This window comes from Spirillospora sp. NPDC048911 (assembly GCF_043198015.1).
Lineage (GTDB): Bacteria > Actinomycetota > Actinomycetes > Streptosporangiales > Streptosporangiaceae > Spirillospora.
Map to the genome: position 1 here is coordinate 708,438 of NZ_JBICUD010000005.1, position 21,429 is coordinate 729,866.

General features: G+C 71.4%; 17 protein-coding genes. 4 read left to right on the plus strand and 13 right to left on the minus strand.

What is annotated here, in order from left to right; genetic code table 11:
• Window positions 1-28 precede the first annotated feature (28 nt).
• The 7 genes from ACGFNU_RS26085 to ACGFNU_RS26115 form a co-directional block, all read right to left on the minus strand.
• The gene (locus ACGFNU_RS26085) at window positions 29-3,544 is read right to left on the minus strand and encodes a CDP-glycerol glycerophosphotransferase family protein (RefSeq protein ID WP_392597580.1); all 3,516 of its coding nucleotides are present in this window, start codon (window positions 3,542-3,544) and stop codon (window positions 29-31) included.
• Window positions 3,544-4,428 carry a CDP-alcohol phosphatidyltransferase family protein gene (locus ACGFNU_RS26090; RefSeq protein ID WP_392597581.1) on the minus strand — a complete coding sequence of 295 codons (885 nt, stop codon included), beginning with the start codon at window positions 4,426-4,428 and terminating at the stop codon, window positions 3,544-3,546. Before ACGFNU_RS26090 ends, ACGFNU_RS26085 begins: the two co-directional genes overlap by 1 nt.
• A 48-nt stretch (window positions 4,429-4,476) precedes the next feature.
• The gene (locus ACGFNU_RS26095; RefSeq protein ID WP_392597582.1) at window positions 4,477-5,694 is read right to left on the minus strand and encodes a glycosyltransferase family 4 protein; all 1,218 of its coding nucleotides are present in this window, start codon (window positions 5,692-5,694) and stop codon (window positions 4,477-4,479) included.
• Window positions 5,691-6,200, minus strand: coding sequence for a hypothetical protein (locus ACGFNU_RS26100; RefSeq protein WP_392597584.1), 510 nt, complete (start codon window positions 6,198-6,200; stop codon window positions 5,691-5,693). The genes ACGFNU_RS26095 and ACGFNU_RS26100 overlap by 4 nt, the downstream gene beginning before the upstream one ends.
• Window positions 6,201-6,306: 106 nt before the next feature.
• On the minus strand, window positions 6,307-7,215 hold the full coding sequence (locus tag ACGFNU_RS26105; RefSeq protein ID WP_392597586.1) for a LysR substrate-binding domain-containing protein: 909 nt from the start codon (window positions 7,213-7,215) through the stop codon (window positions 6,307-6,309).
• Between the two features lie 27 nt (window positions 7,216-7,242).
• Window positions 7,243-8,811 carry a glutamine-hydrolyzing GMP synthase gene (guaA, locus tag ACGFNU_RS26110; RefSeq protein ID WP_392597588.1) on the minus strand — a complete coding sequence of 523 codons (1,569 nt, stop codon included), beginning with the start codon at window positions 8,809-8,811 and terminating at the stop codon, window positions 7,243-7,245.
• Between the two features lie 108 nt (window positions 8,812-8,919).
• Window positions 8,920-9,408, minus strand: a complete 489-nt coding sequence (locus ACGFNU_RS26115) for a hypothetical protein (protein WP_392597590.1) — start codon at window positions 9,406-9,408, stop codon at window positions 8,920-8,922.
• Between the two features lie 199 nt (window positions 9,409-9,607).
• Between ACGFNU_RS26115 and ACGFNU_RS26120 the strand changes: the two genes are divergently transcribed.
• Window positions 9,608-10,564, plus strand: a complete 957-nt coding sequence (locus ACGFNU_RS26120; RefSeq protein WP_392597591.1) for a zinc metalloprotease — start codon at window positions 9,608-9,610, stop codon at window positions 10,562-10,564.
• A 16-nt stretch (window positions 10,565-10,580) separates the two neighbouring features.
• Here ACGFNU_RS26120 and ACGFNU_RS26125 read toward each other — a convergent pair whose 3' ends face one another.
• Window positions 10,581-11,318, minus strand: coding sequence for a DNA alkylation repair protein (locus ACGFNU_RS26125; protein WP_392597593.1), 738 nt, complete (start codon window positions 11,316-11,318; stop codon window positions 10,581-10,583).
• 139 nt (window positions 11,319-11,457) lie between these two features.
• On the opposite strand from ACGFNU_RS26125, the gene ACGFNU_RS26130 reads away from it, so the two are divergent.
• Complete coding sequence (locus ACGFNU_RS26130) at window positions 11,458-12,114, plus strand: hypothetical protein (RefSeq protein ID WP_392597595.1); 657 nt, start codon at window positions 11,458-11,460, stop codon at window positions 12,112-12,114.
• A gap of 83 nt (window positions 12,115-12,197) precedes the next feature.
• Here ACGFNU_RS26130 and ACGFNU_RS26135 read toward each other — a convergent pair whose 3' ends face one another.
• From ACGFNU_RS26135 to ACGFNU_RS26145, 3 genes are all read right to left on the minus strand, one after another.
• Window positions 12,198-13,955, minus strand: a complete 1,758-nt coding sequence (locus ACGFNU_RS26135; protein ID WP_392597597.1) for a GMC oxidoreductase — start codon at window positions 13,953-13,955, stop codon at window positions 12,198-12,200.
• Window positions 13,956-13,964: 9 nt separating this feature from the next.
• Complete coding sequence (locus tag ACGFNU_RS26140) at window positions 13,965-15,530, minus strand: succinic semialdehyde dehydrogenase (protein ID WP_392597598.1); 1,566 nt, start codon at window positions 15,528-15,530, stop codon at window positions 13,965-13,967.
• 112 nt (window positions 15,531-15,642) lie between these two features.
• On the minus strand, window positions 15,643-16,467 hold the full coding sequence (locus ACGFNU_RS26145; protein ID WP_392597600.1) for an SDR family oxidoreductase: 825 nt from the start codon (window positions 16,465-16,467) through the stop codon (window positions 15,643-15,645).
• A gap of 92 nt (window positions 16,468-16,559) precedes the next feature.
• Here ACGFNU_RS26145 and ACGFNU_RS26150 point away from each other — a divergent pair, with 92 nt between their 5' ends.
• Window positions 16,560-17,219 carry an HAD family hydrolase gene (locus ACGFNU_RS26150; RefSeq protein WP_392597601.1) on the plus strand — a complete coding sequence of 220 codons (660 nt, stop codon included), beginning with the start codon at window positions 16,560-16,562 and terminating at the stop codon, window positions 17,217-17,219.
• Between the two features lie 213 nt (window positions 17,220-17,432).
• On the plus strand, window positions 17,433-18,155 hold the full coding sequence (locus tag ACGFNU_RS26155) for a TetR/AcrR family transcriptional regulator (protein ID WP_392597602.1): 723 nt from the start codon (window positions 17,433-17,435) through the stop codon (window positions 18,153-18,155).
• Between the two features lie 239 nt (window positions 18,156-18,394).
• Here the strand turns inward: ACGFNU_RS26155 and glpD are convergent, their stop codons facing one another.
• The gene (gene glpD, locus ACGFNU_RS26160; RefSeq protein WP_392597604.1) at window positions 18,395-20,134 is read right to left on the minus strand and encodes a glycerol-3-phosphate dehydrogenase; all 1,740 of its coding nucleotides are present in this window, start codon (window positions 20,132-20,134) and stop codon (window positions 18,395-18,397) included.
• A gap of 150 nt (window positions 20,135-20,284) precedes the next feature.
• Window positions 20,285-21,394: a GuaB3 family IMP dehydrogenase-related protein gene (locus tag ACGFNU_RS26165; RefSeq protein WP_392597763.1), complete on the minus strand. Its 1,110-nt coding sequence runs from the start codon at window positions 21,392-21,394 to the stop codon at window positions 20,285-20,287.
• Window positions 21,395-21,429: the final 35 nt, after the last annotated feature.

A 21,429-nucleotide genomic window follows, 5' to 3' on the forward strand; every position in this document is an offset into this window, starting at 1 on the left:
CCGCGCGTTCACGTCCCGCCCCGCGAGGTCACGTCCCGCCGAGCTCGAACATCCGGCGGATCACCCGTCCGGCGGCATGGCCGTCGTCATGGGGGCAGAACTTCGTCACGAACGCCTCGTACGCCTCGGCGTGGCCGAGCCGGACCTCCTCGATGTCGCGGAGCGCCGCGACTACCTCCCCGGAGGTACGCGACACCGGCCCGGGAGCCTCGGCCTCGAAGTCGAAATAGAAGCCGCGTACGTGGTCGCGGTAGACCTCCAGGTCGTACGCGTAGAAGACCATCGGCTTCCGCGTGACCGCGAAGTCGAACATCGCCGAGGAGTAGTCCGTGACCAGCACGTCGGCGATCAGGTAGAGCTCCGCGATGTCGGGATAGGCCGAGACGTCCACGACGAAGTCGTCGGCCTGCGAGGCGATGCGATCGGTGACCAGGTAGTGCGTGCGCAGCAGCAGCACGTGGTCGTCGCCCAGGACGCGGCGGGCCTCCTCCGTGTCCAGCGCGAGCTCGAACCTGCGGCGGCCCGGCGCGATGTTGTGGTTGTCCCGCCACGTCGGCACGTAGAGCACGACCCGCTTGCCGGCCGGGATCCCCAGCCGCCCGCGCACCTCGGCGGCGATCCGATGACGGTCCGGGCTCAGCAGGAGGTCGTTACGCGGATAGCCGGACTCCAGGATCTCGCCCCTGTACCGATAGGCGCGGCGCATGATGGGCGAGGCGAACGGGCTGGGCGACACCAGCAGGTCCCACTGCGGAACCTCCTGCCGGATCCACTGCTCGGTCGCGGCCCGCATGTGCGGCAACGAGGGCACGTCGAGCCCGAGCCGCTTCAGCGGGGTGCCGTGCCAGCACTGGACGTACACCTGGCCCGGCCGCTTCTCGAACCACGTCGGCTGGGCTTCGTTGCTGACGACGTAACGGGCCCTCGCGAGCGCCTCATAGTGATCGCGGCTGCCGGCGAGGACGGTCCGTGCCCCGAGCGGCGCGGTGAACCGGCCGTCCTTCGTCACCCACACGCACTCCAGGGACGTCTCCTGACGCCGTAGCTCCTCATAGATCATTCGAGGGCTGCAGGAGTACTGCCTGCTGCGGTAAGAGTCGAAGACGACGAGGTCGCGCAGCGGGAGGCTCCGGTAGCGGGGATAGTCCCGCTCCTGGAGCCGCTTCTGTGCGTACGGGCCACGTTCGTCCTCGGCCAGGGCCGTGCGGAGCCGGAGGCGGAGGGCGTCCGTGCGCTGCGTCAGCACACTCACCTCAACGGCACCGACCACGCGAGGCCCGGGCAGACCCCCGAGCGCGGTGCGTTCGATCGCCAGCGGCACCTCCTCGCCACCGATAGACGTCAGGAGCTCCCAGCCGCCCACCGCCAGCGGCACGTCCGTCCCGAAGGCCGGCACCGCACCGGGCGCGAGCTCGGCCGTGAAACCGGCGAACCGGTCACCGGACCAGCTCATCTCGACGCGATGCTCCTCGTGGGAACGTTTGTGGCGCAGCAGCACATGGCTCGGCCGCTCGCGGCCGGCGGGGCCGGTGTCGTCGCCGGCGATGCGGAGCCGGTCATCGGCGGTCCACTCCACCCGGGTGACGACGGGCTGGAACGGCCGTTCCAGCCCGCAGAGACTGCCGAACTTGGTCCTGGAGAGCGCGAACTCCCGATCGCATCCGGGGTGGCGCGCCTCCGTGAAGCCCTCGCCGGCCGTCAGCTTGATCCGGTCGGTGCCGTCGGTGAGCAGCAGATCCCAGGCGATCGACTGCCTCGACCGCTCGACCGCGTTCTCCCGTCCGGACACCAGCCGGTCCAGGGGAAGGCGCGCGGTGAACGCGAACCCGCCGTCCGGCCCGGCCTCCCAGTCGACCGTGCCGCGGACCTCTTCGGGGCCGTCCCGGCGAGACGCGACCACCGACGCGTCGTCCCCCAGGTTCTTCAGGATCCACCCGTCGAGTTCGAGCAGGCCCGCGCGCGACCGGTGCGCGGTCACGACGGCCTTCGCCCGCTTGACGCGGAGTTCGAAATGATCGTCGCCCGCCACGGGCTGCACCACGAACCCGTCGCCGGCCTCCAGCGCGGGCACCCATCTCGCCTGCGGCAGCGTGGGCGCGCCGACCGGTCCGGACACCTTCAGGCCCTGGGTGGCGACCTCGGCGTGGAGCTTCCATTCGCCGGGACGCCATTGCCCGCCGGTCCGGAGCAGCGCCGGATCGATCTCCACGGCGAAGCCCGACCAGTCGTAGCAGACGGCCGCGTCCACGGAGCCGGCCGTGACGTCGGGCCTGCGCACGCGCCGCACCGGAAGCTCGACCTTGGTGTTCCGCCGTGTGTCGTGCAGCCGCACGCGGATGCGGGTGTCCTCGGCGGCGGAGAGGTCGACGCGCCCGATGTAGGCGTGGCCCTCGACCACGAGCCGCCCGCGCCGCCAGGCGACGGAGTCGGCGTTCCCCTCGATCGCCAGCTCGCCGGTCACGTCATAGACGTCCCCGGGGATGGGGCGCTCAGGGTCCTCGAAGTAGGGGTACGCGGCGTACCAGCGCGGCCTGAACCGCCCGCGCCGGACGACGGGAGCGGCGAGCAGCCGCTGCCGGTCGAACGGCGCCGACACCTCGATCAGCTCCGGGACCATGCCGTTCTGGAGGAGGTGGAGCCGGAGCCGGGTGAACGCGGGCAGCGGCCGGGCCGTCCGGCGGCCCACCTCGCGCAGGAGCTCCCCCGCCCGCGCGGCGAGGCGCGCCGCCTCGGGCTCCTCCATCTTGGGCAGCGCGTCGGCGAGGACCATGAGGTCGTCGGCGAGGACCGCGCGATGGAAATCCGGCAGCAGGGCCGGCGCGTGCGCGCGCAGGACGTCGCACACCCGCCGGATCGAGGCCAGCCGGTCGGCGAGATCGTGCGGCTGGTCGGACGACTCCGAGGCGTCCCCGGGGCGCGCTCGCCAGTAGTGGACCGTGGTGGCGAGCAGGTCCACCTTGGACGCGCGCACATGCGCGGGAAGCACCACAGAGAGGTTCTCGTGCCTGCCCTCCGGGAAGACGAGCCCGCTGCCCTCCCAGAAAGAGCGCCGGAAGACCTTGTTGCCGATGGTCCGGTCCCCCAGCAGCGCCGGGTTCCGCGAGACGTGCGTCCGCTGGGCCGTACCGTCCGCGAACATGTCCGGGAGCACGGCGGGCGGCTTCGGCTGGTCGCCGTCGATGCGCTGGATCTTCCCCAGGGCGAAGTCGGACCCGGTCGATTCGAGCGAGCCGACGAGCAGCTCGAACGCGTGCTTGGCCAGCACGTCGTCACCGTCGACGAAGGCCAGGTAGTCGCCGGTGGCGAGCCGCGCCCCGGCCTGCCGAGCACCGCCGGGGCCCTGATTGCGCTGCTGGACGAGCCGGAACCGCGGATCCTTGGCCGCCCGCGCCTTCGCGATCACGGCCGCGTTGTCGGGCGACCCGTCGTCCACCACGATCACTTCGAGGTCGCGCACCGTCTGGCGTGCCAGCGACTCCAGGCACTCGCCGAGATGCCGCTCGACGTCGTGGACGGGGACGACGACGCTGATCTTCGGTGCCATCAGCGCTCCACGTCGATGAGCGGCCGGCGCTGCCGCGGCACCTCGGTCGTGCCCGGGACGACCGCTGGCGACGGTGCTGACGTCCGGGGCGCGGTGCCGGCCGTCATGGAGCAGGCGTAGGTACGGCTGGCGCGCCAGAAGCGGTAGATGATCAGGAGTTCGAAGACGGCCAGCATCAGGCCGGCGGCCACCGTGACCGGGAGGATCGCCCCGGTCAGCGGGCCGACGATGAAGGCCGCCATCTGGAACTCGATGCCGCTGATCAGATGCATCCGCACCCGCCGGCGCAGGAGGGCCCTGCGGACGCGGAGGTAGCGCGAGGGCCGCCCGCACCGTCCGCCCGAAGGCTCGGCGGACTCGGCCGGAGCGTCGTCGTCCTCCCCGCCTGCCGCCTCGTCGGTCATCTTGCGCCGCGCCTTGGCGATCTGCGGCCCGTTGAGGTAGCGGATCATGTCCAGGGCGAGGATCGCGAAGCCGAGCCAGAGGAAGGCGGCCTGCCCGGTCGCGAGGAACTGCCCGCCGGTCAGGGCGACGGCGCACAGCGCGTCGCGGATCCGGTCGAGCATGAAGTCCAGCCAGCCGCCGAACGGCGAGCCGGTGCCCCTCAGCCGGGCAATCTTGCCGTCCACGCAGTCGAGCACGAAGCCCAGGTGGTAGAGCAGCGCGCCGAGCGCGAGCCATCCGGCGGAGGCCTGGGCGAAGCAGCCGGCCGCCCCCGTCCCCAGCGCGAAGGCCGCGAGGGTGATCTGGTTGGGAGTGATCGACGTGCGGTTCGCGACCAGCCAGGTCAGCCGGACGGCGATCGGGTCGACGAGCAGCACGGTCCACCACGCGTCGCGGTGCTTGCAGACAGCACGCACGTTTTCCATCGAGAACGTCGCCATGGACCCAAGCATGGTGACAGACGGTGGTTCGTCAGGCGCGCATCGCGATTACAGGACCATCGCCTGGCCCAGACTTGACTTCCTCTGGAGGAGGTCGGCGAGAAGCGTCTCCCAGCGGCCGCGCATCGCCTCGGGTCCGTACTCCGCCGCGGTCTCCCGCGCGGCCGCGCCCAGCCGCCGCCGGAGCGGCTCGTCCTCGATGAGGCGGCAGATCGCGGCGGCGAGACCGGGGCCGTCCTCGGGCGGTACGAGCAGCCCGTTCACACCGTCGACGATGACCTCGCGCGGCCCGGTCGGGCAGTCGAAGCTCGCCACCGGCAGCCCGCAGTTGAGCGCCTCCAGGAGGATCATGGGGAAGCCCTCGAACCTGGAGCTGAGCGTGTAGATCGACGCTTTCGCGAGTTCGGTGTCGAGCTGTGAAGTGGAGCCCATCAGGAGCACGTGGTTGTAGAGATGGTGCCGGTGGACCAGCTTCCGCAGCCGTTTCTCCGCCTTGCCCGCTCCGTAGATGTGGAGCCGCCAGTCCGGATGCCGGGCCGCCACCTGGGCGAAGGCCGGGATCAGCAGGTCGAACCCCTTCTGGGCCGTCAGCCGCCCGGCCGCCGCGACCACCCTGCTCGAATGGCCGGTCCGCGGCACGTCCAGCGAATGCAGCGGGTTGGGGATCCGCTCGGTCCGGACGCGGCCCGCCAGCGCCTCGTCGTACTCGGCCCGGTCCCTGCTCGTGAGCGAGACCACCGCGTCCAGGCGCGGGTAGGACTCGACGATCGCGGCACGCACCTCGGGCTTGTAGCGGCCGAGGTGCATGTGGTCCTGCGCGACGCGAACCAGCCGTTCGGGTGCGTGCCATGCGGCCAGCAGGTTGAGGCCCGGCCTGGTGGTGACCACCACGTCGTCGTCGAGGTCGCGCAGGAAGGCGGCGAACGCCCGCTCGACGGCACGGGTGAACACCTCCTTCGCCGCCTCGCCGGCCGGCACCTCCACACCGGGTTCGGCTTCCGTATCCGCGGCCTCGCAGGTCCGGCGCCACAGCCGGCCCTCCCGCGCCCGCGGGGCCCGCGCGTTCCGCGACGCCTCGCGCTGGTCGACGACGTCGACGAGCCGGACGCGCGGATCGATGGCGAACTGCGGCTCGGTCCTGCGGCGGACGACGCTGGCGAGGCGGACGTCGTGGCCGGCGGCGGCCATGGCGTTGGCCTGGTTGACGACGGTGCGGATCGTTCCGCCCATGCCGTACGCGTGCAGCACCGCATAGGTGATCCTCATCGGGTGCGCCGGCTCTCCAGGACGAGGTCGCCGCCGGCGCGGTAGCCGGGCCGGACCCGGAACCGCTGGCGTCCCTCGACGCGCTGCCACGGGAAGGTGATCGACTCCGCCTTCGGCGGGACGCCGCGGTGGCGGCCGACGCGCAGTTCCAGGATCTCCCCCTCGTCCTCGCAGACCAGGTGAACGTCCCATTGCGCGTCCAGGAGCGGCAGCGGCAGGGCCAGCGACCCGATCGGCACGGTCACCTCGAACCGGTCACCGGTCACCGTCGCGATGAAGGGCCCGGGCTCCCGCCAGAACGTTCTGCGGGCGCTCTGGAAGGGACGGAGCGCGTGCCCGCGCGCCGAGGCCGGCCGGCCGGCGGGCTTGCGAAGGGTCAGGCGCACCCGCCACAGGCGATCGGCGGGGACGGACGGATCCAGGGTGCCGAGGAGCCTGATCTCCTCGTCGCGCGCCCAGATCTCGTCGAGCTCGGCATACCTTCGCCTGGTCGTCGCCGTCCCCATCGTGTCCCCTCGCCGACGCGTCATCACCAGGAGTGAACCGCAGCGGTCACCGGCGACCAGGCGACGGTGACGAAGACTTTGCCTCGGGCTTGGAAGGACCCGACCTTCAGGCGCGCTGGACCCGTACGCGCGCGCCGTCCGCCGCCACGGCGGACCGGACGCTCTGCGCGAGGGCCGCGAACTCGTCGGCACGGGGTGAGGTGGAGCGGTAGCCGAGGCCGACGCGCCGGTGCGGGGCGGGCGCCGTGAAACGGCGGACGGCCAGGTCCGGGGCGCGGCGGGTCTCCACCGGGAGGGCGGTCTCGGGCACGAGCGTCACGCCCAGCCCGCCCGAGACCAGCTGGACGAGCGTCGCGAGGCTGGTGGCGTACGTGGCGGCGGCCGCGCGGGCGCCCGCTTCACGGCAGACGTCCAGGGCCTGGTCGCGCAGGCAGTGGCCCTCATTGAGGAGGATGACGTCGAGGTCGGTGAGCGCGGAACGCGGCAGGGGCTCGTCCGGGTTTCCCAGGTCATAGGCATTCGGGGCGACCAGGACGAAGTCCTCGTCGTAGAGCTTGAGCTCGGTCACGCCTTGGGCCGGGACGGGCAGCGCCAGAAGGACGACGTCCAGCCGGCCCGCGAGGAGCTCGGCCGTGATGGCCTCGGTCTGCTCCTCGTGGACCGACAGCTCCAGCTCGGGGAACTCGGCGGCCAGCCGTGGCAGCACGATGGGCAGGAGGTAGGGCGCGACGGTCGGGATCACACCCAGCCGGAGGGGCCCGACGAGGGACCCGCGAGCGGAGTGCACCTCGTCCACCAGGCGGTCGAGCTCCGCGAGCACGATCTCCGCGCGGCGGGCCACCCGTTCGCCCGCGGGCGTGAGGAGGACCTTGCGCGTCGTCCGCTCGACCAGCCGGGTGTTCAGGGTCTCTTCGAGGGCGGCCACCGCGCCTGACAGGGCCGGCTGGCTCATCCGCAGCGCGGCGGCGGCGTCACGGAAGTGCAGGTGTTCGGCGAGCGCGAGAAAGGCCCGCAACTGGGCGACCGTCGGCCTGCTGATGGCTCACTCCCATTCGATCGTGCCCGGGGGCTTGCTCGTGATGTCGACGGTCACGCGGTTGATCTCGGGGACCTCGTTGGTGATCCGGGTCGAGATCTTCTGCAGGACGTCGTAGGGCAGCCGCGCCCAGTCGGCCGTCATCGCGTCCTCGCTGGTGACGGGCCGCAGCACGACCGGGTGGCCGTAGGTGCGGCCGTCGCCCTGGACGCCCACGGACCGCACGTCGGCGAGCAGCACCACCGGGAACTGCCAGATCTCGCGGTCGAGACCGGCGCGGCTCAGCTCCTCGCGCGCGATCGCGTCGGCCTCGCGCAGGATGTCGAGGCGCTCCCTGGAGACGGCGCCGATGATGCGGATGCCGAGCCCGGGCCCGGGGAACGGCTGGCGCCAGACGATCTCGGCGGGCAGCCCGAGCTGCTCGCCGAGCGCCCGGACCTCGTCCTTGAAGAGCGTGCGCAGCGGCTCGACCAGCTTGAACTGCAGGTCGTCCGGCAGCCCGCCGACGTTGTGGTGCGACTTGATGTTGGCCGCGCCCGTGCCGCCGCCGGACTCGACGACGTCCGGGTAGAGCGTGCCCTGCACGAGGAACTCCACCGGCTCGGCCGACGCCTCACCGACGATTTCCCTAGCTGCCTCTTCGAAGACCCGGATGAACTCGCGGCCGATGATCTTGCGCTTCTCCTCGGGGTCGGTGACCCCGTCGAGCGCCGCGAGGAACCGTTCCTGCGCGTCCACCACGTGCAGGTTGACGCCGGTGGCCGCGACGAAGTCCTTCTCGACCTGCTCGGCCTCGCCCTTGCGCAGCAGCCCGTGGTCGACGAAGACGCAGGTGAGCTGGTCGCCGATGGCCCGCTGGACGAGCGCGGCGGCCACCGCGGAGTCGACGCCGCCGGACAGGCCGCAGATGGCCCGCTTGCCGCCGACCCGGGCACGGACGGCCTCGATCGACTCTTCCGCGATGTTGACCATGGTCCAGTTCGGCCGGCAGCCGGCGCCCTCGTACAGGAACCGGCGCAGCAGCTCCATGCCGTGCTCGGTGTGCAGCACCTCGGGGTGGAACTGCACGCCGTAGAAGCCGCGCTCGCGGTCCTCCATGCCGGCCACCGGCGTGACGTCGGTCATCGCGGTGACCGTGAAGCCCGCCGGGGCCTCGCGCACGAAGTCGCGGTGCGACATCCACACCGACTGGTGGACGGGCAGGCCCTTGAACAGGACGCCCGGGTCGGTCACCGCGATGGTGGCGCCGCCGTACTCGGCGACCTCGGAGTTCTCCACCGTGCCGCCGAGCGCCTGCGCCATCACCTGGTGCCCGTAACAGATCCCGAACGTGGGGACGCCGAGCTCGAACAGCCCGTCCGGGACGACCGGCGCGCTCTCGGCGTAGACCGACGCCGGGCCGCCCGACAGGATGATCGCCTTCGGCTTCTTCGCGAGCATCTCCGCCGCCGGCATGGTGGACGGAACGATCTCGCTGAACACATGACACTCGCGCACGCGCCGTGCGATCAGCTGCGCGTACTGCGCACCGAAATCGACGACGAGAACGGTGTCAAAAGACTGGTCGACGGACACCAACAGCGCCTTTCGCAGGGCAAACAGGGTTTCGGCGAAGGACCACCAGTCTAGAAGCCCTTCCCGAGGTCGCGTGTCAGCCGGGGGGTGACGTGTGCCGAGCCCTCCTCAGGAGGGGATCGCGACGCGCGCGTCGCGGTGGAGGCCGATGTCGGTGACGGCCTGCGCGGTGGCCTGCTCCATGGCCAGCCTGGCGGCCTCGGCACAGAGGGCCGAGCCCGGCGCGACGATCTGCCGCTCCGCGTTCTCGGCGGCCTCCAGGGCGGCGCCGGCGGCGAGCCGCGCGTCGTCGACGGCCTGGCCCGCCACGCACCACTCCTCGTGGGCGAGGGCCTGGAGGATGGCCCGCGAGGCCCAGGCGGAGTCGGTGGCGAGTTCCGAGAGCCTGCGGGCCGTGCCCTCCAGCGTGGAGGCGGGCTCGTCGGGCGCCAGGTCGGCCACGCCGAGAGCATGCATCTGGGCGGCGCAGGCCGCGTGGACGACCCGCTTGGCGGCCGTCGCGGCCGCCGCCCCGTCGGGCCGCGCGCCGGCCTCGGCGGTGTCGCGGGCGAACCGGGCGGCGAGCCTGGTGTAGGCGATGACGTGCTGAATCGGCATAGGGCAGAGACCTTCCTGACGGAATGTCGGTAAGTCATTTGTTTACGCCATATGACCAGATGTGTGAAGCGTTGCCGGCGGTATTTTTCCTCACGTTCACAAGCGATACCGGAACAGATAAAGCGGCTGTCTGATACCTCTTGGTCACGCTGTGCGTTCGCTCGTCTCCCGCCCGCCCCCCGGACCTCCGAGGATCGACGTGAAGCTGCTCGCCGTCGCCGTCGCGGCACTGGTCGCCGCATCCGTGCCCGCCGTCCCGACCCCCGGCACGACCCCCGGCACGACCCCCGGCACGATGAGCGCGCCGCGAGGGCCGGACGGCGGCTGCGCCCGGCCTGACGCCCGGATCCGGCCCGGCGTCCACGGAGCCAGGGAGCGCAACGAGCTCACTCCGGCCCAGGTCGTGAACGTTGAGCGCGAGCTGGGCGGGCTGCTGTCGGCGCTCGGCGCCAAGTCGCCCGGCAACGACCGGACGCGGCGGCGGTCGCTCGGCTGGATCAAGATCCCCGTTTACTTCCACGTCCTGCACGACGGCCGGCGCGGCAACCTGCCCCTGGCCCTGATCGAGCGTCAGATCGGGGCGCTGAACGCCGCGTACGGCGGCCGCCTCGGCGGTGCCGACACCCACGTCAGGTTCGCGCTGCAGAAGGTGACCCGGTCCGACAACGCCGACTGGTACGCCTATCCCGAGACGTACGAGCGCGCCTACAAGTCACGGCTGCGCAAGGGCGGGCCCGGCACGCTCAACCTTTACAGCGCCGATCTCGGCGACGAACTGCTCGGCTGGTCCACCTTCCCCTGGGAGTACAAGAAGGGGCCGCGGATGGACGGCGTCGTGATCCACATCGGCAGCATGCCGGGCGGCTCGATCGAGAACTTCAACCGCGGCTTCAGCGGCGTCCACGAGATCGGGCACTGGCTCGGGCTCTACCACGTGTTCCAGGACGGCTGCGCGAGCCGGGGCGACCGGGTGGCCGACACCGCGCCCGCGCGGGAGTCCACCGAGGGCTGCCCGCGCGGGAAGGACACGTGCCCGCACGGCGGCCGCGACCCGATCCACAACTTCATGGACTACAGCTTCGACACCTGCATGGACCAGTTCACCGCGGGGCAGGGCGTCCGCATGCACAAGATCTGGTCCGCCTACCGCGGCTGACCCGCGACCCGCCGGCTCAGCGCGCCTTGTACGCGGCGAGGAGCCGTTCGGCGTCCGCGGGAGGGAGATGGCGGACGGCCTCGCGGATGGCCACGCCGGAGATCGTGCCGGTCCGGGCCGCCACCCAGTCGCGGACCCAGTCGGCATGGCCCTTCTTGGTCAGTTCGCGGAGCACCCAGCCGAGGGCCTTGCGGATGAAGAACTCGCGTTCCCCGATCAGCGCGTCCCCGTACGCGGAGATCCGGGCGAGGTCGGGGGCGCCGGCGCGCACACCCGCCAGCAGCGCCAGCATCGCGGTCCGGCGGATCCAGAAGTCAGGGTCGCCCACCCACCGGTCGAGCACGGCGGCCGACTCGGGGTCGCGCAGCACCAGGCCGCCGACCACCTTCTCCGCGAGGTGGTCGACATAGACCCAGCTCGCCGAGTCCCTGACGAGGCGTTCGGCGAAGGCGAGATCGTCCGGCTCCAGCAGCGCGACCCGGCGGACCAGGATCTCGATCGCCGCCATGCGCGTCTCGTGGACGGGGCGGCCGGATTCGGTCGTGGTCCACAGCGCCTCGGCGAGTGCGAGCAGGTCGGCACGGCCGGGCTTGGTGCGGAGGGCCGAAACAGCGATCTTGCGAAGCGGCCCCATGGGCACGCCGATGTGCGCGAAGTCGCTCTTGAGGTAGCGCCGCTCGCTCTCCGACCGCACCGGATCGGCCTGGGCGCGCAGCTCTTTCTCGATCCGCGCGGCTTCCCGGGGGACGTCCATGGTGCCACGGTACGACTGATGATCACACTCTGATCACGGCCGTACAAGTTTGTACTAACTGAATCCCGAACGGGCAGATGATCTTGAGTAATGATCATCGGGCCTTCCCCTCGGGGCCCACCCGACGAGAGGACTCCCCATGCCAGGCCTCCGGACCCGAGCCGGCGTGCTGGGCGCGCTCGCCGCCGCGCTCACCACGCTGTCCGTCACCCCCGCCATGGCGACCACCCCCACGGCCGCCGTCATCGCGCCCAAGCCCGCCACCGCCGCTGACGCGGTCAATCCGAACGTCATCCTCTCCATCGCGGAGCGTCCCGACGTCGGCGCGCCCTGGACCGACCGCCAGGCCAAGTCGAAGGCCGACACCCTTCCCTGCGGCGTGTACGAGCGCCCGACCGGCGCCGACGCCGGCCTCACCTACTTCCACCAGGCCACGAACTACTGGGGCTGGGACACCGCGCTGGTGTTCCCGACCGCGGCGAAGGCGGACGCGGCGTACCGGCAGTACCAGGCGGACCTCCTCACCTGCGAGGACCGCAACCCCGAGACCGAGTACCCCGCGATGTACATCAAGGACCTCCGCCAGGTCGACACCGAGGACGGCGTGCCGGTCTACAAGGCGCTCTCGAACCCGAGCGGCTACCCGGGCGCCGGGTACCAGTTCGCCGTCGTCCGCCAGGGCCGGGTGCTCTACTCGCTGGTGACGTGGGACCAGCGCTGGACCGAGCACCCGACCGTCGAGTTCGGGCCGGCCATCAGGAACATCAAGAACCGGATCGCCACCTACTACCCGTGATCCGCACCCGGTGAGATGACGCGCGGCGGGCCGGTGGCCCGCCGCGCGTTCGTCTCTCCGCCGGAAACTCAGGTGATCTCGGCTCAGGTGATCTCGACGATGGGCAGCCGGAGTGCGGCCGGGGCGTCGACCGGAACGGCCGGGTTCTTCGGGGCGACGGCGGGGAGACGCCGGTAGCCGCTCCCGAGCGCCGGTCGGCTGTCGTCCTCTCCCTTGTTGGGCCAGAACGACATCGCGCGTTCGGCCTGCGCCGTGATGGTGAGCGACGGGTTCACGCCCAGGTTGGCCGAGATGGCCGAACCGTCCACGATGTGCAGGCCGGGGTGGCCGTAGACCCGGTGGTACGGGTCGATCACGCCGGTCTCGGACGAGTCGCCGATGACGCAGCCGCCGAGAAAGTGCGCGGTCATCGGGATGTCGAAGAGGTCGCCCCAGGAGCCGCCCGCGATCCCGCCGACCTCCTCGGCCAGGAGACGGGACGCCTCGTGGCCCTCGGGAATCCACGTCGGGTTGGGCTCGCCGTGGCCCTCGGCCGCCCGGACGTCCCAGCCGAACGGCCCCTTCTTCGGCCTGAGGGTGATCGAGTTGTCGCGCGTCTGCATGACCAGGGCGATGACCGTCCGTTCGGACCACGTGCGCACGTCGAAGAGCTGCACCAGGTCCCGGGGCCGCCGCGCCACCTGGCCGAGGAACTTCAGGAACCGTGGCCGGTGACGCTCGCCGGGACGGTCGCCGTCCACCAGGAGCGTCTGCAGCCCTGCCATCAGGTTCGAGCCCTTGCCGTAGCGCACGGGCTCGATATGGGTCTCCGGCGTCGGGTGGAACGACGAGGTGATCGCCACGCCCTTGGAGTAGTCGGGCCCGGGCACGCCGTTCTTGCGGCCCGCGCCCAGGATCGCCTCGGAGTTGGTGCGGGTCAGCGTGCCCAGCCGGTCGGAGATCGCCGGTAGCAGGCCCGTCGACTTCAGCTTGTGCAGCAGCTTCTGCGTGCCGTACGTACCGGCCGCGAACACCACCTGCTCGGTGGTGAAGGTCTTGCGGTCGCGGCCGAACGAGCCGGTCCGCACGATCTCCACCTCGTGGCCGCCGCCCGCGAGCGGGCTCACGCGGGTGACCCGGCTGAGCGGCATCACGCGCGCACCCGCCTTCTCGGCGAGGTAGAGGTAGTTCTCGGTGAGCATGTTCTTGGCGCCGTGGCGGCAGCCGACCATGCACTCGCCGCACTCGATGCAGCCGCGCCGCCGCGGCCCGGCGCCGCCGAAGTACGGGTCGTCGCTCTCGGCCCCGGGCCCGGCGCCGAAGTGCACGCCCACCGGGGTCTTGACGAAGGTGCCGCCCTTGCCCATCCGGTCGGCGATCTTCTTGATCTCCACGTCCGCCGCGGTGGTGGTCGGGTTCTGGACGACGCCCAGCATGCGCCGCGCCTGGTCGTAGTACGGCGCGAGCTCGGCCTGCCAGTCGGTGATGTGGGCCCACTGGCGGTCCTGGAAGAACGGCGCGGGCGGCACGTACAGGGTGTTGGCGTAGTTGAGCGAGCCGCCGCCGACCCCGGCGCCCGCGAGCACCATGACCCGGCTGGCCTTGGCACCGCGGATCAGGTGGATGCGCTGCATGCCGGTGAGCCCGAGGCCCGGCGCCCAGATGTACCGCGAGACCTTCCAGTTGGTCTTCGGCAGCCCGGGGTAGCGCGAGCCCGGCGCGCCGTCCGGCCCGCTGTCGAACCGGCGGCCCGCCTCGATGACGCCGACCTTGTAGCCCTTCTCGGTCAGCCGCAGCGCGGAGACGCTGCCGCCGAACCCTGATCCGACGATGAGAACGTCGAAGTCGTGCCTGCCGGCCACGAAGACCCCCTACTTGATCCGCAGCCGCTTCATGACCTTGACGCCGGTGGACATCAGGTCGGCGAACTTGTCGAACGAGACGTTGCCGGGCGGCTCCAGGTCCATGAAGTGCTGGCTGGCGATGGTCTGCACCTCGGTGAACTTGAGGAGGCCCTCGGCGCCGTGCCGGCGGCCGACGCCGGACTGCTTGAAGCCGCCCATCGGCGCGTCGTAGGAGGCGAAGGCGGCGCCGTAGCCGTCGTTGATGTTGACCGTGCCCGCCTGGATCCTGGCGGCGAGTGCCCGTCCGCGCGCCACGTTCTTCGTCCACACCGAGGCGTTGAGGCCGTACTGGGTGTCGTTGGCGGTGGCGATGACCTCGTTCTCGTCGCGGAACTTGTAGATCGCCACCACCGGGCCGAACGTCTCGTTCGCGCACAGGTCCATGTCGGTGCTGACGTCGGTCAGGATCGTCGGCTCGTAGAACCACGGGCCGATGTCCGGGCGGGCCTTGCCGCCCGCCAGCACCGTCGCGCCCTCCTCGACCGCCTGGTCGACGTGCTTGCTCACCACGTCGAGCTGCCGCTGGAAGGTCAGCGAGCCCATCTCCGCGTCGAAGTTCAGATCCGTGCCGAGCTTCATGCCCTTGGTCAGCTCCACGAACTTCGGCACGAACCGGTCGTAGACGTCCTCGTGCACGTACATCCGCTCGATCGAGATGCACAGCTGCCCGGCGTTGGTGAAGCAGGCGCGGACGGCCCCGCGCGCGGTCCGCTCGACGTCGGCGTCCGCCAGCACGATCATCGGGTTCTTACCGCCGAGCTCCATCGAGTAGCTCACCAGCCGGGGCGCGACCTTCTCGGTGATCGCCCGGCCGGCCCGGGTCGAGCCGGTGAACGAGACGTAGTCGGCGTTGTCGATCAGCGGGTCGCCGACCTCCGCCGGGTCGCCGACGACGATCTGCCACAGGTCCCTGGGCAGGCCCAGCGCGACCATCAGATCCAGGACCCACAGGCTGGACAGGCAGGTCTGGGTGTCGGGCTTGTGGATGACCGCGTTGCCGGCCATCAGCGCGGGGGCGATGTCGCTGGCCCCGAGCGAGAACGGGTAGTTCCAGGGGGCGATCAGCGCGACGACGCCCTTGGGGTGGCGCAGCTCCTGGACGCGGGTGACGCCGGGCATCATGCCCTGGCGGCGGCGCGGCTTGAGCAGCTTCTCCGCCCGCCGGGCGTAGTGGAGCGAGCACAGCGCCACGTCGAGGAACTCCTCCAGCGCGTGGCGGCGGGCCTTTCCGGTCTCCAGCTGGATGACGTCGAGGATCTCCTCGCGGCGGTCCACCAGGGCATCGGCCAGGCGCAGGAACGGCTTGACCCGTTCGCTCACCGGCAGCGCGGCCCAGGCGCGCTGAGCCTCCCGGGCCCGTTCGTAGGCGGTCAGCACATCCTTGGAGCTCGACACCGGGAGGGTGGCGAGGGGTTCCCCGGTGAAGGGCGCGGGGATGGTGGCGGTGTCGGCGCCCTCGGCCACGATGTGGGAGGTCAGCCGCTCGATCAGGGCAGCGGAGAGCGTGCCCTCGGAGGCCTTCGCAGATGCCATGCCAGCAGACTATGACCACCCGGACATTCGACGCTACCCGCAAGTAACGAGCCATTCCCGGTGACGTGCGCCACAGCCCGGCCAGGGCTCGCGCGCTCCGCTCCCGGCGGGGTCAGCCCTTACGCCAGCCCGCGGAGTCGAGCGCGCCGGCGGCCTGCGGTCCCATCAGCCCGAGCGCGCCGTCGACGAACAGCGACGCACCGGTGATGTAGGACGCCCCTGGGCTGGCCAGGAAGGCGATCGCGGCCGCCACCTCGCGCGCGTCCCCCGGCCGGGCGAGCGGGTACCCTGCCCGGCTCTCCGGTCGCGGTGGCTCGTCCGCCTGGCCGGTCATCGGGGTGGCGATCTCGCCCGGCGCGATCGTGTTGACGGTGATGCCGTACTGCGACAGCTCCAGCGCCAGCACCCGGGCGAGCATGCGCAGGCCGCCCTTGGCCGCGCAGTAGGGGCCCGCGCCGACCCGCGGATACTCCTCGTGGACGCTCGTCACGTTGATGATCCGGCCGCCGTGCCCGCCGACGGCCATCCGGCGGGCCGCCTGCCGGGAGCACAGGAACGCCCCGTCCAGGTCGACCGCCACCACCGAACGCCACTCGTCGTACTCCATCTCCAGCAGCGGGCGGCTGCTCCCGGTGCCGGCGTTGTCGACCAGCACGCCCACGCCCCCGAGCTCGTCCGCCAGCTCGTCGATGACCGCCGCGGCCGTCACCGGCTCGGTGAGGTCGTGCTGCCGCACCGCGGCCCGCCGGTCCTTGGCGGTCACCTCGGCCGCGGTCCGCCGGGCCCCCTCCTCGTCGGAGTGGAAGGTGATCCCGATGTCGAACCCGCTCTCGGCCAGGGCCACGGCCGTGGCCTTGCCGATCCCGGAGTCCGCCCCGGTGATGATCGCCACCTGGTCGTACCCGGTGCCTGAGATCGGTGCCTTGAAATCGCTCATGACCGGGCCCTTCCCGCCAGGTCGCCGCTCTACCGTCCGGCCCGGCGCGCGGGGCCGGGCTTGATCACCCCTCAGCGGGGTAGGAGGCGGGCATGTCGCACGCGGTGATCTTCGATGTGGACGGGACGTTGGTCGACACCAACTACCTGCATGCGGTGACCTGGTGGGAGGCGTTCCACCAGCACGACCACACGGTCGCGATGGCCGCGATCCACCGGGCCATCGGCATGGGGTCGGACAAGCTGCTCGATCACCTCCTGCCGGACTCGCGCGACAGGGACGAGGACGACGCGATGCGCGCCGCGCACCGGTCCCTGTACGCCCAGTACTGGACGCGGCTGCGGCCGTTCGACCACGCGGCCGACCTGCTGCGGAAATGCTCGAAGGCCGGCAGCACGGTCGTCCTGGCGAGCTCCGCCGCCGCGACGGAGATGCGTGCGCTCCGCGCCGCCCTCGACGCCGAGGACGCGATCGACTTCGCCACGTCCTCCTCCGACGTGGCGGAGAGCAAGCCGGCGCCGGACATCGTCCAGGCGGCCCTCGACCAGGCCGAGGTCGATCCGGGCGACGCCGTGTTCGTCGGCGACACGGTCTGGGACGCCGAAGCGTGCGGCCGCGCCGGCGTGCGGTGCGTCGGCGTGCTGTCCGGAGGCATTCCGGAGACCGATCTGGTCGAGGCGGGGGCCGTCCGCGTCTATGCCGACGTAGCCCACCTGTTGCGCGAGTTCGACGGCAGCCCGCTCGCCCGCTGAGGGCAATTCCAGAATGGCCCTGTGAATTACCGGACGAATAGGGTCTTGGAAAGACCAAGAACGTTCCATTTCGGTCCTTCTCTCGCAACCGGCGGATTGACCATGACCTCTCGGTGTATTCCGGAAAGCGGAAGTCGAATACGCCGTTGCTCCGGGGGTCTCGCTGCCGCGCCTCGGAGCGGTGGTACCGCGCGCGAGGAGGAGATCGACGACATGATCGATGCCCAGGTGGAACCGGGGCCGGAGAACGGACCCACGGGGCAGGGGAACGGCGGCAGCGACCCACAACATCCGGCACCGCGCCGCGGCGGGCAGGACACCCCCAAGGCACGGCGACGGCAGGAACGCCGCGAGATCACCCGGAGCTCTCTGCTCGGCGCCGCCGAGAAGCTCTGGGCGCAGCGCGGCATCCACGGCGCGTCGCTCGACGACGTCGCGTCGGCCGCGGGCCTGACCAAGGGCGCCGTCTACTCCAATTTCGCGGGCAAGACCGATCTGCTCCTCGCGTTGCTGGAGCGCTACACGCACGAGCGGATCGGCACCGACGTCTGCGACGAGCTCCGCGACCCGGAGCATTCCCTCGAGGAACGTTTCGAGCGGGCCGGGCAGGCCTACGCGCGCCGGCTCGCCGGGGAGGACGCGCGGCTGCTCGCGCTGCTGCTGGTGGAGTTCTGGCTCTACGGCATGCGCGACTACGCCGCGGGCTGGCGCCTCGCCGACTGGTACGCCGAACGCAGGGAGTCCATCGCCCGCGGGCTGAGGCTCGGCGAGACCGACGGCGTCTCCCGGCACGACCGCGCGGCGCTGGCGATGGCGCTCGACTTCGGCCTGGCCCTCCAACACCTCCTGGACCCCGACCGGGCGCCCGCCGAGCTCTACGCCACCGGCATGCGCCTCCTCCTAGGAGACGCCCTCCCCGGCAGTCCGACCACCTGATCCACCACCTGAATACGGCAGAGGCCTCCCAGGAATCGGGAGGCCTCTGCCCGTGAATCGGCTCAGGCGCCTCGGTCCTGTCCCCAAAGGACCCTGGCCACGCACGCGAGCGCGCGACCGGGTCGTGCAGCGAGCCGAAGGCGAAGCTGCACGAGAGATCGCGAAGCGATGTCGCGCTCGCACGCTTTTGCGGTTCGGGTCCGAGCCGCCAGGCGAGGACCCGAGGCCGCGAAAGCAAATTACGGAGTCGCTGTGGGCACGATGTCAGGGGCGCCGCGGCGGCTGGCGTCGGCCTCCTGGTCGCCCTCCTGGTTCTGGGAGTCGCGTTCGGCCTCGACGCGCTTGCGGTAGTACTCCACCTCGCGGTCGGTCTGCTTCTTGGACCAGCCGAGCACCGGCGCCAGCAGGTCGGCGGCCTCCTTCGCGACGCCGATGCCGCGGTCCCAGGCCTCTATCGAGATGCGGGTACGGCGGGCGAGGACGTCGTTGAGGTGCCGGGCGCCCTCGTACGCCGCCGCGTACACGATCTCGGCGCGCAGGTAGTCGTCCGCGCCGTCCAGCGGCTTGCCCAGGTCCGGCTTGTCCTTGATCAGCCCCAGCAGGTCGTCCACGAGCGTCCCGTACCGCCGCAGCAGGTGCTCGATGCGCGCCACGTGCAGGCCGGACTTCGCGGCCAGGCGGTGCCGGGCGTTCCACATCGCCTGGAAGCCGTCGCCGCCGACCAGCGGGACGCGGTCGGTGCACGACTCGGCGACCTTGCCGTCCAGGCCGTGCGCGACCGCGTCGATGGCGTCCTTGGCCATCACCCGGTACGTGGTGAACTTGCCGCCGGCGACGAGGACGAGGCCGGGCACGGGGTGGGCGACGATGTGCTCGCGCGACAGCTGCGAGGTCTCGTCGCGCTCGCCGGACAGGAGCGGCCGCAGGCCCGCGTAGACGCCCTCGACGTCGTCGTGGGTGAGCGGCGTGTTGAGCACCGAGTTCACGTGTTCGAGGACGTAGTCGATGTCGGCGCGGGACGCCGCCGGATGCGCCTTGTCGAGGTTCCAGGCGGTGTCGGTGGTGCCGATCAGCCAGTGCCGTCCCCATGGGATGACGAAGAGCACCGACTTCTCGGTGCGCAGGATGATGCCCGTGGACGAGTGGATGCGGTCCTTCGGCACCACCAGGTGAATGCCCTTGGAGGCGCGGACGTGGATCTGCCCGCGCCCGCCGACGAGCTCCTGGATGTCGTCGGTCCAGACGCCGGTGGCGTTGACCACCTGCTTGGCGCGCACCTCGCTGGTGGTGCCGGACTCGAGGTCGCGGACGCGGAGCCCGGTCACCCGTTCACCCTCGCGCAGGAAGCCCACGCACTGGGTGCGCGAGGCGATCTGCGCGCCGTACTCGGCGGCCGTGCGCAGCGCCATCAACACGAAACGGGCGTCGTCGACCTGCGCGTCCCAGAACTGGATCGCTCCAACGAAGGCGTCCCGGCGCAGGGACGGCGCCAGCTTGAGCGCCCCCTTCCGGGTCAGGTGCTTGTGGTGCGGCACCCCGCGGGTGCTGCCCATCGAGAACGACAGCGCGTCGTACAGCGCCACGCCGGCACCGAGATAACCGCGCTCCCACACTCGCTTGGTCGTCGGCAAAAGGAACGGGACGGGGCGGACCAGATGCGGCGCGATCCGCTGAAGCAGCAGCCCCCGCTCGGTCAGCGCCTCCCGGACGAGGTCGAAGTTGTACTGCTCCAGGTAGCGCAGGCCGCCGTGGATGAGCTTGGACGAGCGCGACGACGTGCCCGAGGCGAAGTCGCGGGCCTCCACGACCGCCACCGAGAGGCCGCGGGTCGCGGCGTCGAGCGCGGCTCCGGCGCCCACGATGCCCGCTCCCACGACCACGACGTCGAACTCCTCCTGGCCCATCCGGTCCAGGGCGGCAGCGCGTTCCGCCGGGCCGAGGCGCGAGCTGCCCAGGCCGGTCACCGGTGATCCCGTCATCGTGATTCCCCCAAGGCGGGTCGGGTCGTTACGTGCCTTACCTACCCAACAGTAGGGACGCCATTACCCTGCGGCCACCCATTCCCCCTCAGCAGGTCCGCGGGCCACCCCTGAGTCGCCCGCGGGTTCCCTCGGTTGCCCGCGGGTTCCTCAGTGGGCCTGCGGGGCGACCACGACCTGAACCCGCTGGAACTCCTTGAGCTCGGTGTAGCCCGAGGTCGCCATCGCGCGGCGCAGCGCGCCGATGAGGTTCATCGAGCCGTCGGCCACGTGCGACGGGCCGTACAGGATCTGCTCCAGGCTGCCGATCGTGCCCAGGTTGAGCCGGGTGCCGCGGGGCACGTCGCCGTGGTGGGCCTCGCTGCCCCAGTGGTTGCCGCGGCCGGGCGCCTCGGTGGAGCGGGCGAACGGCGAGCCGACCATGACCGCGTCCGAGCCGCAGGCGAAGGCCTTGGCGATGTCGCCGCTGTTGGTCATGCCGCCGTCGGCGATGACGTGCACGTACCGGCCGCCGGACTCGTCCATGTAGTCGCGGCGGGCGGCGGCCACGTCGGCGACGGCGGTCGCCATCGGCACCGCCACGCCCAGCACCGTGCGGCTCGTGTGGCCCGAGCCGCCGCCGAAGCCGACCAGCACGCCGGCCGCGCCGGTGCGCATCAGGTGCAGGGCCGCGGTGTAGGTGGAGCAGCCGCCGACGATCACCGGGACGTCGAGGTCGTAGATGAACTGCTTGAGGTTGAGCGGCTCGTGCCGACCGGAGACGTGCTCGGCCGAGACCGTGGTGCCGCGGATCACGAACAGGTCGACGCCCGCGTCGATCACGGCCTTGTGGAACTGCGCGGTGCGCTGCGGCGACAGCCGCGCCGCGACCGTCACCCCGGCCTCGCGGATCTCCTCGATCCGGCGGCCGATCAGCTCCTCCTTGATCGGCTCGGTGTAGATCTCCTGGAGCCGGTGGGTGGCGCGCGCGTCGTCCAGCGAGGCGATCTCGGCCAGCAGGGGCTCGGGGTTCTCGTACCGGGTCCACAGGCCCTCGAGGTCGAGCACGCCGAGCCCGCCCAGGCCGCCGATCGCGATCGCGGTGGCCGGGCTGACGACGCTGTCCATCGGCGCCACGACCAGCGGCATCTCGAACCGGTAGGCGTCGATCTGCCAGGCGACGCTGACCTCCTCGGGGTCACGCGTGCGGCGGGACGGCACGATGCCGATCTCGTCGAAGGCGTAGGCCCGGCGACCGCTCTTGCCCCGGCCGATCTCCACCTCAGCAGCCACTGGTGCTTCCTCTCAAGACTCCG